16 protein-coding genes are annotated in these 12,353 nt (G+C 71.0%); 4 read left to right on the top strand and 12 right to left on the bottom strand.

Features of this window, described 5'->3' with window-relative positions; translation table 11 throughout:
* The first annotated feature begins 124 nt into the window (after positions 1–124).
* Complete coding sequence (locus AB0I43_RS31025; RefSeq protein ID WP_356971328.1) at positions 125–334, top strand: hypothetical protein; 210 nt, start codon at positions 125–127, stop codon at positions 332–334.
* Positions 335–415: 81 nt separating this feature from the next.
* On the opposite strand, the gene AB0I43_RS31020 is transcribed toward AB0I43_RS31025, so the two are convergent.
* Positions 416–1,357, bottom strand: a complete 942-nt coding sequence (locus AB0I43_RS31020; RefSeq protein ID WP_356971329.1) for an oxidoreductase — start codon at positions 1,355–1,357, stop codon at positions 416–418.
* A gap of 48 nt (positions 1,358–1,405) precedes the next feature.
* Positions 1,406–1,702, bottom strand: a complete 297-nt coding sequence (locus AB0I43_RS31015) for a hypothetical protein (protein WP_356971331.1) — start codon at positions 1,700–1,702, stop codon at positions 1,406–1,408.
* A gap of 84 nt (positions 1,703–1,786) precedes the next feature.
* On the opposite strand from AB0I43_RS31015, the gene AB0I43_RS31010 reads away from it, so the two are divergent.
* Positions 1,787–2,449: a class I SAM-dependent methyltransferase gene (locus AB0I43_RS31010; RefSeq protein ID WP_356971333.1), complete on the top strand. Its 663-nt coding sequence runs from the start codon at positions 1,787–1,789 to the stop codon at positions 2,447–2,449.
* Here the strand turns inward: AB0I43_RS31010 and AB0I43_RS31005 are convergent.
* The gene (locus AB0I43_RS31005) at positions 2,424–2,930 is read right to left on the bottom strand and encodes an RICIN domain-containing protein (RefSeq protein WP_356971334.1); all 507 of its coding nucleotides are present in this window, start codon (positions 2,928–2,930) and stop codon (positions 2,424–2,426) included. The two genes, AB0I43_RS31010 and AB0I43_RS31005, sit on opposite strands and share 26 nt — an antisense overlap.
* Positions 2,927–3,886, bottom strand: coding sequence for an EamA family transporter (locus AB0I43_RS31000; RefSeq protein WP_356971336.1), 960 nt, complete (start codon positions 3,884–3,886; stop codon positions 2,927–2,929). Before AB0I43_RS31000 ends, AB0I43_RS31005 begins: the two co-directional genes overlap by 4 nt.
* Positions 3,887–4,021: 135 nt before the next feature.
* On the opposite strand from AB0I43_RS31000, the gene AB0I43_RS30995 reads away from it, so the two are divergent.
* Positions 4,022–4,612, top strand: coding sequence for a phosphoribosylanthranilate isomerase (locus AB0I43_RS30995; RefSeq protein ID WP_356971338.1), 591 nt, complete (start codon positions 4,022–4,024; stop codon positions 4,610–4,612).
* Between the two features lie 5 nt (positions 4,613–4,617).
* Here the strand turns inward: AB0I43_RS30995 and AB0I43_RS30990 are convergent, their stop codons facing one another.
* The gene (locus AB0I43_RS30990; RefSeq protein WP_356971340.1) at positions 4,618–5,070 is read right to left on the bottom strand and encodes a DUF1801 domain-containing protein; all 453 of its coding nucleotides are present in this window, start codon (positions 5,068–5,070) and stop codon (positions 4,618–4,620) included.
* Positions 5,071–5,194: 124 nt separating this feature from the next.
* Between AB0I43_RS30990 and AB0I43_RS30985 the strand changes: the two genes are divergently transcribed.
* Positions 5,195–7,060, top strand: coding sequence for a histidine kinase (locus AB0I43_RS30985; RefSeq protein WP_357433055.1), 1,866 nt, complete (start codon positions 5,195–5,197; stop codon positions 7,058–7,060).
* Here AB0I43_RS30985 and AB0I43_RS30980 read toward each other — a convergent pair.
* The 7 genes from AB0I43_RS30980 to AB0I43_RS30950 all read right to left on the bottom strand — a co-directional run bounded on the left by AB0I43_RS30980 (position 6,976) and on the right by AB0I43_RS30950 (position 12,276).
* The gene (locus AB0I43_RS30980) at positions 6,976–7,581 is read right to left on the bottom strand and encodes a response regulator transcription factor (protein WP_356971344.1); all 606 of its coding nucleotides are present in this window, start codon (positions 7,579–7,581) and stop codon (positions 6,976–6,978) included. The genes AB0I43_RS30985 and AB0I43_RS30980 overlap by 85 nt on opposite strands.
* A gap of 28 nt (positions 7,582–7,609) precedes the next feature.
* On the bottom strand, positions 7,610–8,008 hold the full coding sequence (locus AB0I43_RS30975; protein ID WP_356971345.1) for a hypothetical protein: 399 nt from the start codon (positions 8,006–8,008) through the stop codon (positions 7,610–7,612).
* 41 nt (positions 8,009–8,049) lie between these two features.
* The gene (locus tag AB0I43_RS30970; RefSeq protein WP_356971347.1) at positions 8,050–8,922 is read right to left on the bottom strand and encodes a metal ABC transporter permease; all 873 of its coding nucleotides are present in this window, start codon (positions 8,920–8,922) and stop codon (positions 8,050–8,052) included.
* Positions 8,923–8,924: 2 nt separating this feature from the next.
* Positions 8,925–9,680, bottom strand: a complete 756-nt coding sequence (locus AB0I43_RS30965) for a metal ABC transporter ATP-binding protein (RefSeq protein WP_356971349.1) — start codon at positions 9,678–9,680, stop codon at positions 8,925–8,927.
* Positions 9,677–10,615, bottom strand: coding sequence for a metal ABC transporter substrate-binding protein (locus AB0I43_RS30960; protein ID WP_356971351.1), 939 nt, complete (start codon positions 10,613–10,615; stop codon positions 9,677–9,679). The genes AB0I43_RS30965 and AB0I43_RS30960 overlap by 4 nt, the downstream gene beginning before the upstream one ends.
* Positions 10,616–10,763: 148 nt before the next feature.
* The gene (locus AB0I43_RS30955; protein WP_356971353.1) at positions 10,764–11,021 is read right to left on the bottom strand and encodes a hypothetical protein; all 258 of its coding nucleotides are present in this window, start codon (positions 11,019–11,021) and stop codon (positions 10,764–10,766) included.
* Positions 11,022–11,028: 7 nt separating this feature from the next.
* A complete protein-coding gene (locus tag AB0I43_RS30950; RefSeq protein ID WP_356971355.1) occupies positions 11,029–12,276 on the bottom strand; it encodes a VWA domain-containing protein in 1,248 nt (415 codons plus the stop codon).
* Between the last annotated feature and the right edge of the window lie 77 nt (positions 12,277–12,353).

Here is a 12,353-nt window from a genome sequence, read left to right as displayed (position 1 = left end):
CGTGCCCCCGGCGGTATGGGCCAGGGAACCGGGGTCTGTGGAGTGCGGCCGGGGTTGCATAGCGTGATCGGCACTGGTTCGGACGCAGTGGGCTGTCCGAAACTTGTTGAGCAGAAGGATTTCGATGAGACGATCACTTGCCGCGGCTGGTCTGGCCGGTGCGCTGATGCTGGCTCCGATGGCTACCGCCACCGCCGCCGAGGCCGAACCGGTTGCTCCGGTCTCGGGTTGCGTGACCTTCCCGCCCGGTGGGTGCAGCTGGTTCCACGAGCTCGGGAACCTGTTGTCGGCGGGTTCCTCCGCGCTCAGCAGCGGGTCCAAAGCTGGGAAGTAGCGCGAGTTCGCCGAGTAACGGCCGCCGCACCGATTCGGTGCGGCGGCCGTTCGCCGTTACGAGCGGCACCGGCGCGGCCGGTCAGAACCCGTTCACTCCGGTGAGTTCGCTCGACAGGGTCCACAGCCGGGCGGCGGCGTCGGGGTCGACGGCCCAGGGTTTCACTCCGCCGACGAGCATGTCATCGGACTGGGCGGGGGCGGCTATCTCGCAGTCCTGGCAGTAGCGGCCGCCGAGGTCGTCGAGCAGCGCGGACGTGGCGGCCCAGACGGCGGTCGCCGCGCCCTGCGCCGGTGTTTTGAAGCCGTCCGCGGGGCGGCCGTCGGCGGTGAGCCAGCCCTGCGCGAGTTGGTCCGCGTGCGGGATGTTGCGCTGTAGCGGGGTGAGGATGCTGCCGGGGTGCACGGCGAAGGCGCGGACGCCGAGCGTGTCGAGGTGGGTGGCGAACAGGGCGTTGGCGGTCTTGGACTGCCCGTAGGCGAGCCAGTGGTCGTAGTCCGCGCTGAAATGCGGGTCGTCCCAGCGGATGCCGGACAGGAAGTGGCCCGCGGAGGCGACGGCGACCACGCGGGCGCCGGGCGCGAGCGTGGGCCGCAGCCGGTTCACGAGCGCGAAGTGGCCGAGGTGGTTGATGGCGAAGTGGGCCTCCCAGCCGGAGGCCAGGCGGTGCCGCGGGTAGGCCATGACACCGGCGTTGCAGAGGACGATGTCGAGGGTGCGGCCGGTGTCGCGGAATCGATCGCAGAAGCGGCGGACGCTGTCGAGGTCGGCGAGATCGAGGTCGTGCACCTCGGTACGGGCGACGCCGCGCAATTCGGCGCGGGCCGCATCGGGGCGGCGGGCGGTCACCAGGACGGTGGCGCCGGCGCGGGCCAGCGCCATGGTCGCCTCCTTGCCGAGGCCGGAGTAGCCGCCCGTGATGAGGACGGTCTTGCCGGACAGGTCGATTCCGGACAGGACCTGTTCGGCGGTGCTGTGCGCGCCGAAGGGGGAACCGATCGCGCGCTGCCGGGTGAGTGTCATGCGAGCGACGGTAGGAGCTGGAGTGCGCTCCAAGTCAAGCGCGCGAGCTCACCCGAGGTCGGCGGCCGCCTCGAACAGCGGGAGCTGGCGCGACTGCGCGCCGGAGCTGACGCCGAGGCGGCGCAGGCAGCGGGCGCAGGTGAGGGCGGCGCGCGTGGGGACCAGGGCATCCGGGGACCAGCCGGCCACGCCGGTCCGGCAGATGAGTTCGGGCACTTCCTCCCCGCCCACCCAGTGGCCGAGGGTGACCGCGTGCACGGTGGATCCGGACCGGACGACGGCGTGCACCCCTGGCTCACCGAAGACTGCCCGGGCCGAGGCGGCTAGCGGCGATATGTCGGTCATAGGTCCAACCATAGGAGGGGTGTCCGACATCTGGAGCGAACACGGCAGGCCGTTTCGCCGGTGCGCGCTCGTTACGGTGGTGGCGTGAGCTTGCGCGCGCGAATCGATCGGTTCAACAGGCGGCATCCGTGGAGTCACAACGACTTCTACGGTCCGTGGGTGGCCGGGCAGGTCGGTGCGGCCCGGCGGGTGCTCGATATCGGTTGCGGCACCGGCAATCTGATCGATCGACTGCGGAACGGAAACCGGCAGATCACCGGGCTCGAGCCGGATCCGCGGGTGGCGGAACTGGCGGCGGCCAGGTTCGCGGGCGACCCGGCGGTGGTGATCGAGCAGACGCGGTTCGACCCGGCTCGCACGACGGGCGCGTGGGACGCGATCACGATGGTCGCGAGCCTGCACCACCTGCCGTTGCCGGAGACGCTGCGCGCGGTGGACCGGTGTCTGGCGCCGGGCGGACGGCTGGTCGTCGTGGGCTGTTTCCGGGAGTCGGGTCCGGCCGACGGCGCGATCGGACTGATCGCGCTGGTGGCGAACCTGGCGAGGGGCCTGCGCGCGCATCCGCGGGGTGTGGACCGGCCGCCGGTCGCGATGACCGCGCCGGTCGCGGCCCCGCGGGAAACGCTCGCCGAGATACGCGCGGCGGCGGCGGAGTCCTTGCCCGGGGCCCGGCTCCGCCGCCGCCTGTTCTGGCGGTATGCGCTGGTCTACGACAAGCCGGTCAGTGGCCGACGACCACCAGAATGAACTGCTGGGTGGGGTTGTTCTGCGCGGGCCGGGTGACGACGCCGTAGTCCTTGTCGGCGATTTCGTGGGCGTCGACGTAGCGGGAGTTGGACGCCTGCTGGATGGTGTAGCGCCCGTTGCCGATCGAGGTGATGCGCCAGAGCTGGGTCGGGTTGTTCTGGGCCGGGCGGGTGACCAGGTGGTAGTCGAGCGAATCGATCTCGTGCGCGTCCAGATAGCGGTGGCTGCTGACCTGCTGGATGGTGCCGGTGCCGGTGCCGCTGTCGTCCCAGTCGATGCGCCACTGCTGACTGGTGTCGCCCTGGTTCGGGCGGGTGACGACGTTGTAGTCGTGGGTACCGTCGGCCCAGGCGTCGAGATAGCGGCCGCTGGAGACCTGCTGGATGGTGACGACGTCGTCGGCCTGTTCGGCGTGCGCGGTGGCGGGCACGGCGAGCAGGGCGGCTGCGGCGAGGATAAGGGTGCTGACGAGGTGTTTCACGGCGGGGTCTCTCTACGGGAAGGGCCGGTGAGCACCAATGTTCGAGCAGAAACGGCCGGTCCACGAGACACCCTGGGGCGGGCTGCGCGCCGCCGCGGGGGTGGGAATTCACCACCGGGAGTGGGCCGGTAGGCCGCGCCCGCGGCGGCGACCACCACCACCGCGATGCCCGCGTACTGGGTGAGGTCGAGGGTCTCGCCGAGCAGGACCCGGCCCGCCGCGGCGGCGACGGCGGGCATCAGGCTCATCAGCACGCCGAAGGTGGCGGCCGGAATCTGGCGCAGCACGGTCATTTCCAGGGCGTGCGGCAGCAGGGAGGAGAGCAGCGCGACGGCGAGCAGGCTCAGCAGGACCAGCGGGTCGAACAGCGCCGGTGTGGCGGTGCCGAGCGCGACCGGCAGGGTCAGGATGCCGCCGCAGGCCATGGCCAGGGCGAGTCCGTCGTGGCCGGTGGTGCGCTTGCCGACGATCGTGCCGCAGGCGATGTAGGCGCCCCAGCAGGCGCCGGCCGCGATCGCGAAGAGCACGCCGGTCCAGGCGATCGGGCCGGCGGAGTCGGTGAGCAGGAGCACGCCGAGGGCCGCGAGCAGTACCCAGAGGATGTCGCGGGGGCGGCGGGAGCCGAGGGCGGCGACGGTCAGCGGGCCCAGGAATTCGATGGTGACCGCCATGCCGAGCGGGATGCGATCGATGGCGGCGTAGAAGCAGAAGTTCATCCCCGCGATGGCCGCACCCAGACCGAGAATACTTGGCAGAGAACTTCTTTCGAGCCGCAGTGCGGGTCGCCACAGCAGTAGGGCGAGCGCGCCCGCGAGCAGCAGCCGCAGGCTCGCGGTGGCGCCGAGGCCCAGGAGATCGAAGAGGTGCTTGGCCACAGCCGAGCCGAGTTGGATGCTGACCATCGCGGCCACAGCGAGCAAGGGGGCGGGGACGAGGGCGTCCTGGGGTGCCTTCACGGCCGGAAAGATAGGTGCGCTAAGTAACGCAAAGAAGACTGAGCGGTATCTGAATGCCGTTGGCCGCGTGGCGTTCTCGCCGCCGACCTGTGGCCTCCGGCACAGCGACCGAGCAGGTCGCATAGGGTTTCCGGCATGTTCGTGAAGCTGTGCGGTCTGCGCACCGAGGAGGATGTGGCGACCGCGGTGGACGCCGGGGCGGATGCGGTGGGATTCGTCTTCACCACCAGTCCGCGCCGGATCTCGGTCGAGGCGGCGCGGCGGCTGCTGGCGGGTGTGCCCGCGCACGTGCTGTCCGTCGGTGTGGTGCACGGCATTCCGGCGGCCGAGGCCGGGGCGCTGGCCCGGGCGGCCGGGGTGGACGCGCTGCAACTGCACGGGGCGTATCCGCGCGCAGCCTTCGCCGAGCTGGCCGGGCTGCGGCTGCTGCGCGCCACCGCGCTCACCGCCGAGACCGAGGTGCGGACCGGCGCCTACGGCGAGGAGTGGCTGCTGCTGGACTCGCCGGTGGCCGGGTCGGGTGAGCGCTGGGATCTCGCCGCGCTGCACACCGCGCGCCCGAGCGGGCAATGGCTGCTCGCGGGCGGCCTCTCCCCCGCGAACGTGCGCGCGGCGATCGCGGCCGCCCGGCCCTGGGGCGTGGACGTCTCCAGCGGCGTCGAGTCCACCCGGGGCGTGAAGGACCACGCGCTGATGCGCGAATTCGTCCGCCACGCACGGGCGTAGCGACCTCAGCCGAGGGCCCGGCGCACCAGCTCGCTCAGCCGCGCGTCGTCGGCCGCGGTCATCTCCCCGGTCAGCGAGTAGGCGGTGGGCCACATGGCGCCGTCGTCGAGCTGCGCCACATCGTTGAAGCCGAACGTCGCGTAGCGGGCCTTGAACTTGTCCGAGCACTGGTAGAAGCAGACGATCTTGCCCGTCGCGTCGGCGTAGGCGGGCATGCCGTACCAGAGCTTCGGAATCAGTTCCGGCGCGGCGGCTTTCACCAGCGCGTGCACCCGCTCGCCCAGCGTGCGATCGAAGTCCGACATCTCGGCGAGTTTGGCGAGCACGTCGCTCTCGCCGTCGGCCTTGCTGGCCTTGGCGCCGCGCCGGGCGGCGGTTTTCAGCTCCTGAGAATGCTCTCGCATCGCGGCGCGTTCCTCGGCCGAGAATGCGACAGAAGCCTTTTCGGTGGCGGTCATGGGTTCCTTCTCTCCCGTGGCGGATTTCCGTCCTGTCAGTCTCCGTCGCGGAAAAGCCTGGTTGTAGTGCCTGATGCACCGACCTGCGTGCAGAATGCATGGGTAGGGGTTTCGGAGGTGCGCGGTGGTTCGGCAGCCCGGCTGGATACTGGTCGCGGTGCTGCTGCTCGGGCAGACGACGGCGCGGCTCGCCGCCTTCTATGCTTTCGCACCGCCGGACCGGTTCGCACTCGCCGGCGCCGCGATCATCGTGACGATCATGGCGGTGCAGGGGCTGGTCATCGTCGGGCGCTGGTGGCCGCGGGTGCTGCTGGTGCCGCTGGTCGCGCTGACGTTCCTGCCGTACATCGTCTTCGGCGCGGCGTGGGGCCCGATCGCGGGCATCGCGGCCGCCGGCCTGGCCCTCACGCTGCGCCCGCGCCTGGCCTGGCCGCTGTTCGGCCTCGTCGTACTCGCCGACTCGGTCGTGTCCGGGCTGCTGCGCGGCCCGCTGGAGGGCGCCGTGGCGGCGGCGCTCGGCCTCAATGTCGGTTTCATGTTCTTCGCCATCCCCTATCTGGCCCGCCAGCTCGACCAAACGGCAAGGGAGCAGGCGCGATTGGCGACCGCGGCGGTCGAGGCCGAACGCCTGCACACCGCCGCGCGCCTGCGTGAGACCCTCGGCGCCGAATTGGGGGCGGTCCTGCGCGAACTCCGGCGGCCACCGAGCGGCCCGGAGTTCGCCCGGGTCGCCGAGCTCAGTCGGCGGGCCTCGGCCACCGCCCGGTCCATCGCGGGCACCCGGCGCGAACCGGTCCCGAACCCGGCCGCGACGTCGACGCCCGAGCACGGCTCGGCGTTCGCGTGGTGGTTCGTCCTGGCCATGGTGTTCAACTACTCCGCGGTCGCGCTGTCCAATCTGCTTCAGGTGCAGGCGAACCAGCGGCCGCAGTTCGTGCTGTTCGCCGGTCTGATGGTGCTGGCCTGCGGCTTGCAGCTCTATCACGGCGCTCCGCGCGCCGACGGCGGCGCGCCCCGCGCCTGGCCGTGGACGCTGGCGCTGCACGGCGCGGTGGGCCTGCTCGCGCTCGTGCTGCCGCCCTGGCCCGACTCCGTCGGGTTCGCGCCGTTCCTGCTGTTCTTCGGCGCCGTGCTGGTGCGGCTGCGCACGGTGTGGTCGTGGGTGTTCACGGCGGCCGGTGCGGTGCTGCTCGCGCTCACCATGGAGTCCTGGGGCATTCCGGCCTCGCCCGCGGTGCGGGTCTATTGGGCCAGCGTGATCCTCACCGGTTCGATCGCGGTGTACGCGCTGTGCCGCGTTCCCGAAGTGGCCGCGGGCCTGCGGCGCACGCGCGCGGCGGCGCTGCGCATGGCCGTGCTCGCCGAACGGCTGCGCGTCGCGCGCGATATCCACGACGTGCTCGGCCACACCCTGACCGCGATCACCCTGGACGCCGAACTGGCGGCCCGCCGCCCGCCGCCCGACCCCGCTGCCAAGACGCGCGAACTGCTCGGTCTCGCGGACCGGGCCCTGCAGGACCTGCGTTCGATCGCCGCGGGCCCGACCGGGCTGTCGCTGGCCGAGGAACTGATCAGCGCGCGAAAGGTGCTGGAAGCGGCCGGTTCCCGGGTCACCGTCGAGCTGCTGACGCCGCCGCCCGAGCACGACGTCCTGGCCGTCGTGCTGCGTGAGGCGGTCACCAACGTGGTGCGCCACGCGACGCCGGAGCACACCGCGATCGCGCTCACCACCGACCAGCACACGGTCCGGCTGCGGGTCACCAACGACGGCGCGGCCGCCGCCGCGCGCCCGCCCGGGTCCGGCCTGCCCAATCTGACCGCGCGGCTGCGCGCGGTGGGCGGGACGCTGGGCACGCAGCGCACCGGCGACACCTTCACGCTGACCGCGCTCGCGCCGCCGCAGCCTCAGAGCCAGCCCGCCTCGGACGCGAGCCGCACCGCGTCCACCCGGTTGCGCGCGCCCAATTTGCTGACGGCGGAGGCGAGATAGTTGCGCACCGTCCCATAGCTCAGGTGCAGCCGGGCGGCCACCTCGCGCGGCGGCGCGCCCGTCGCGGTCAGGCGCAGGACATCGGTCTCCCGATCGGTCAGCGGGCTGCCCGCCACCTCGAGCGCCGCATAGGCCAATTGCGGGTCGAGGACCCGCCCGCCCCGGGCGATGGTGCGAATGGCGTCGGTGAGATCCTGCGGCCGGGAGTCCTTGAGCAGGAAGCCCGCGACACCCGCGGCGATGCCCCGGCGCAGGTTTCCGGGCCGGCCGAGGCCGGTGAGGATCAGCACCCGGCAGCCGGGCAGCCGCTCCCGCAGTTCGCGCGCGGCGTCCAGACCGTTCACCTCGGGCAGCTCTATATCCAGTACAGCGATATCGGGCCGATGCTCGAGCGCCGCGTCGACGATCCCGCCACCGGCGTCCAGGCTGACCACCACGTCGATGTCGGGCTCCAGCGTCAGCAGCCCGATCAGCGCCTCCCGCAGGATCCGCACGTCCTCGGCCACCAGCACACGAATCACCGCTCAATTAAACCGATTCGCGGCCGGCTCAGGGTTCGAAGCGGTCCAGCAACCAGCGCGGGCCCACGGTGCCGGCGCCCAGCGCCTCGACCCGGTCGCGCAGTCCGCGGTCGGCCGTCACGACGATGATCGAGCGCTTGCTGTCCGCTTCCCGGGCGGCGGTGACGACCCGCACGATCGCGTCGTCGCCGGACCCGTCGGCCGAGACCACCCGCAGCACGTCCGATTCCGGTGTGTCGCCGGTGATCGCGGCCTTCGCCGCGCCCTCCAGCACGACCACCACGTCTCCGGGACGCTCGTTCAGCGTCGCGATCTTCAGCAGCAGCCGGCGGGCCGCGCCGGCCCGATCCTTCCACCACCCATCGGGTTTGGAGCCGACGACGTTCGCCGCATCGACCACGATCAACTGAGTCCGGTCATTCGCCACGCCACCAGTCTGCGCGATGCGCGGGAGTAGGCGGTGAACTTTCAGGCCTTGGCCGCGAGCGCGGTGCGGCGGCGGGCGGCGAGCCGCTTGCCGAGCACGCCCTGGCGCGGAGCGAAGAGATAAACGAGCGTGAAAGCCGCACCTTGCACGAGCACCACCATCGCGCCGGGCGCGGTGTCGAGGTGGTAACTGAGATAGAGCCCGGCGACCGAGCAGGTGGCAGAGACGGTCGGCGCGATCAGCAGCATCCGGCCGAAGCGATCGGTGAGCAGGTAGGCGGTGGCCCCGGGAATGATCAGCATGGCGACCACCAGGATGACCCCGACGGCCTGCAGCGCCAGCACGGCGGTCAGCGCCAGCAACGCCAGCAGCGCCGCCCCCAGCAGGCGCGGGCGCAGGCCGAGGGCGTGCGCGTGCGTGGGATCGAAGGCGTAGAGGGTGAAGTCGCGCCGCTTGGCGACCAGCGCGGCCAGCACGATCACGGCCAGGATCGCCACCTGCGCCAGCTCGGACCGGCTGACGCCGAGCAGGTTGCCGAAGATGATGTGGTTCAGATCGGTCTGGCTGGGCGTCACCGACACCAGCACCAGACCGAACGCGAACAGCGTGGTGAAGACGATGCCGATCGCGGCGTCCTCCTTCACCCGGCTGGTGCTGCGCACCACGCCGATCAGCGCGACGGCGAGAAAGCCAAACACGACGGCGCCGACGGCGAACGGCGCGCCCACGATGTAGGCGAGCACCACGCCGGGCAGCACGGCGTGCGAGACCGCGTCGCCCATCAGCGACCAGCCGATCAGCACCAGCCAGCAGGACAGCACCGCGCACACCACGGCGGTGATGACGCAGGTGAGCAGGGCCCGGGTCATGAAGTCGTAGCCGAGCGGCTCGATCAGGAATTCGGTGGGGGTCATGGTCATCCGGCCTTCGGGAGATCGTCGGGGCCGCGGTCGAGCACGTCGATCCCGAAGGCGCGCGCCAGGTTCTCCGGCCGCAGCACCTCGTGCGGGTCGCCGTGCGCGAGCACGCCGCGCATCAGCAGGATCGCGTCGTCGGCGAGGTCGGGCAGCGAATGCAGATCGTGGGTGGAGATGAGCACGGCCGCTCCGGCGGCGGCCAGCTCGCGCAGCACGCCGGTGATGGTGGCCTCGGAGCGCTTGTCCACGCCGGCGAAGGGCTCGTCGAGCAGCAGGATGGTGGCGCCCTGGGCCAGGCCGCGGGCGACGAAGGCGCGCTTGCGCTGGCCGCCGGAGAGCTGGCCGATCTGCCGGTGCGCCAGGTCGGTCAGCTCGACCCGTTCCAGGGCGTGCGCGACGGCCGCGCGGTCGGCCCGGCGCGGCCTGCGGGTGAAACCCAGGTGCCCGTAGCGCCCGGTCATGACCACGTCGTGCACCGACAGCGGGAAGCTCCAGTCGACGTCTTCGCTCTGCGGGACGTAGCCGAGCGTGCCCGCCCGCCGCGCCGCCACGTGCGAGCCGCCGTCGATGCGCACGGTCCCGCGATCCGGGGCCGCCATGCCCATGATGGTTTTGAACAGCGTGGACTTGCCGGAGCCGTTCATCCCGACCAGCCCGCAGATCCGGCCGTGCCGCACGGTGATCGAGACGTCTTCCAGGGCGAGCACGTCGCCGTAGTGCACGGTGACGGCGTCGACTTCGATGGCGATGGTCATGGCTTTCTTCCCGTCAGTGCGGCGCTGATCGTGTCGGCGTCGTGGCGCAGCAGGTCCAGATAGGTGGGCACCGGGCCGTCGGCCTCCGACAGCGAATCGACGTAGAGCGTTCCGCCGAACCGGGTTCCGGTGGCCTCGACGACCCGCTGCATCGGTGCGTCGGAGACGGTGGATTCGCAGAACACCGCGGGCACCTGGTTGCCGCGGACGAATTCGATGACCGAGGCGATCTGCTGCGGCGTGGCCTGCTGCTCGGCGTTCACGGCCCAGATGTACTTCTCGGTCAGGCCGGCGTCGCGCGCCAGGTAGGAGAACGCGCCCTCGCAGGTGACCAGCGCGCGCTCGTTGGGCGGCAGCGCGGCGAGGGTACCGGTGAGATCGGTGTGCACCTGCTGCAACCGGGTCTTGTAGGCGGCGCCGTTGGCGCGGAAGTCGGCGGCGTGCGCGGGGGCCAGCTTCTCGAAGGCGCGCACCATGTTGTCGACGTAGATCTGCACGTTCAGCGGCGACATCCAGGCGTGCGGGTTGGGTTTGCCCCGGTAGGCGTCCTCGCCGATGGGGATCGGGGTGATGCCCTCGCTGACCACGACGTGCTCGACCCGCGCGTCGCCGACGAACTGCGCGAACCAGGCCTCCAGGTTCAGGCCGTTGTCGAGGATCAGATCGGCCTTCGCCGCGGTGCGGATATCGCCGGGGGTGGGTTCGTAGCCGTGGATCTCCGCGCCGGCCTTGGTGATCGACTCGACCGTCAGGTGCGGACCGGCCACATTGCGGGCGATATCGGCGAGCACGGTGAAGGTGGTCAGCACCACCGGTTTGCCGTCGCGCGCGGTGCTGCCGCCGCAGCCGGTGAGCGCCAGGGCGGTGACCGCGGCGAGGGCCGCGACCAGCGCACGCAAGGGGACACGCCGATCAGTGTGCAACCAAACCTTCATACGCCTGAATGATAAGTTCGGTTAACCTAACTTACAAGTCCGGGTATTACGAACAGACCGTACTGAACGGCCCCGAAGCCGGTTTCACCGCCGGATACCGGTCGCCGAGTGCGTGAAACCGCACTGCGACCAAGCTGAAGCAACGTCCTCAGCGCCAGGGCAGGCATCCCGCCAGGCGCAGGCGGGTGGCCAGGCCGGTGGAGATCTTGCCGCTGGACCCGCTGCTGGACCCGGTTCCGAAGGCCGCCAGCAGTTCCCCGCCCAGGCCCGCGCTGAGTGAACAACCCAGCAGGTTGATGTCGAGGGTAACGTTCTCCTCGGGTTCCGCGGCGTAGGCCGGGGCGGCGGCGCCCAGGGTGGCGACGGCGAGGGCGCAGGCGAGGATGCCGAGCTTGAAAGAGCGCATGTCGTTCCTATCGGGTCGGGAGAGCGGGTGCCACGATGCCTGCTGACCGGGCGGCGTGCAACCACTCGGCGAACTCGCCCAGCAGCCGTCGGTACAGTTCGGCGTCGTCCATGTGATCTATGTCGTCGGTGGTGAAGAAGCCCGCGTTATCAACGGCCCGGCCGTCCATCTCGTCCAGATTGCGCAGCACACCGTAATTCGCCTTGCCCAGCCCGACGAACTGCCAGAACGCCGGCAGCCGCGACGCCTCCCGCATCAGCTCGGTGATGTGCCACTTCTGCTTGAAACCGCCGTCGGTGAAGAACAGCACCAGCGTCGGGCCGGCGCCCGGGCGCAGCGTGTCGATCAGAGCGCGCATGATGGGCAATTCGTCGTTGCGCAGGCCGAGTTCGTCGTAGTCCAGGCCCGCGTGGGTGCCGGTGAGGTGCAAATAGGTCGCCGACCACGCCTCGCTGTCGGCGACGGTGATATCCGGGAGCTTCAGGAAGCGCAGGGCGTAGAGGTACGCCTCCAGCGTGCCGTCGTCGTCGAGCTGGGTGGCGATCGGGATCATCCGGTCCACGACGCGGTGCACCACCTTGGTGTTGTACTGCTTGGCGATGCTGCCGGTCTTGTCGATCACCAGCACCACCCGGGCCCGCGCACCCGCGGCGTCGCGGCTGCTCAGCACCTCCACCACCGCGCGTTTGCGCAGATCCAGCCGCTCGCGCTTGTCCAGCGAGAGCTTGGCTTCGCCCGGTACCGTGCGGATTTCGAGCGCCTGCGGTTCGTCGTCCACGCTGACGCCGTGATCGGTGACCAGATCGGCGAATCCGCCCGCGTAGCCCTGCCCGACCGCGCGGACCTTCCAGCCCGCGCCGCGCCGGTAGAGCTCCAGCGCGATCACCACCGACTCGGTGTCCAAACCCTCGACGACGTACTCGTACAACAGGTTTCCGGTGTCGTCGGCGACGGTGACCACCGGCGGCGCGCCCCCGCCGAAACGGGCCCCCGCGTCGTCCAGGGTGAGCACCGCACGCAGCTGGTCGATCTCCCCGGGCAGGCCGTCCGGCGTGACCGACAGTGCGCCCGAGCGCAATTCGACGCCCGGGGCGCTCGGCTGATTGAAGAACACGAAATCCGCGTCCGAGCGCACCTTGCCCGCCGCGGTCACCAGCAGCGCCGACAGATCCGCGGCCACACCCGCCCGCAGTGCCACCACGACCCGCGCCGCGGCGAGTTCGCCGTTCTGCCCTTTGATCAGTACGTTTTTCACCGATGTCTCCACCCTCGATCCGCGATCGGGCCAGCGTAGGCCAGTGCCGCCGCCACCCGCCATCCCCGCGGCAAGTC

It is taken from the genome of Nocardia sp. NPDC050435 (genome assembly GCF_040655395.1).
Lineage (GTDB): Bacteria > Actinomycetota > Actinomycetes > Mycobacteriales > Mycobacteriaceae > Nocardia.
Note: the sequence above shows the minus strand (reverse complement) of the source record. Positions and strands in the feature narration are given on the sequence as shown.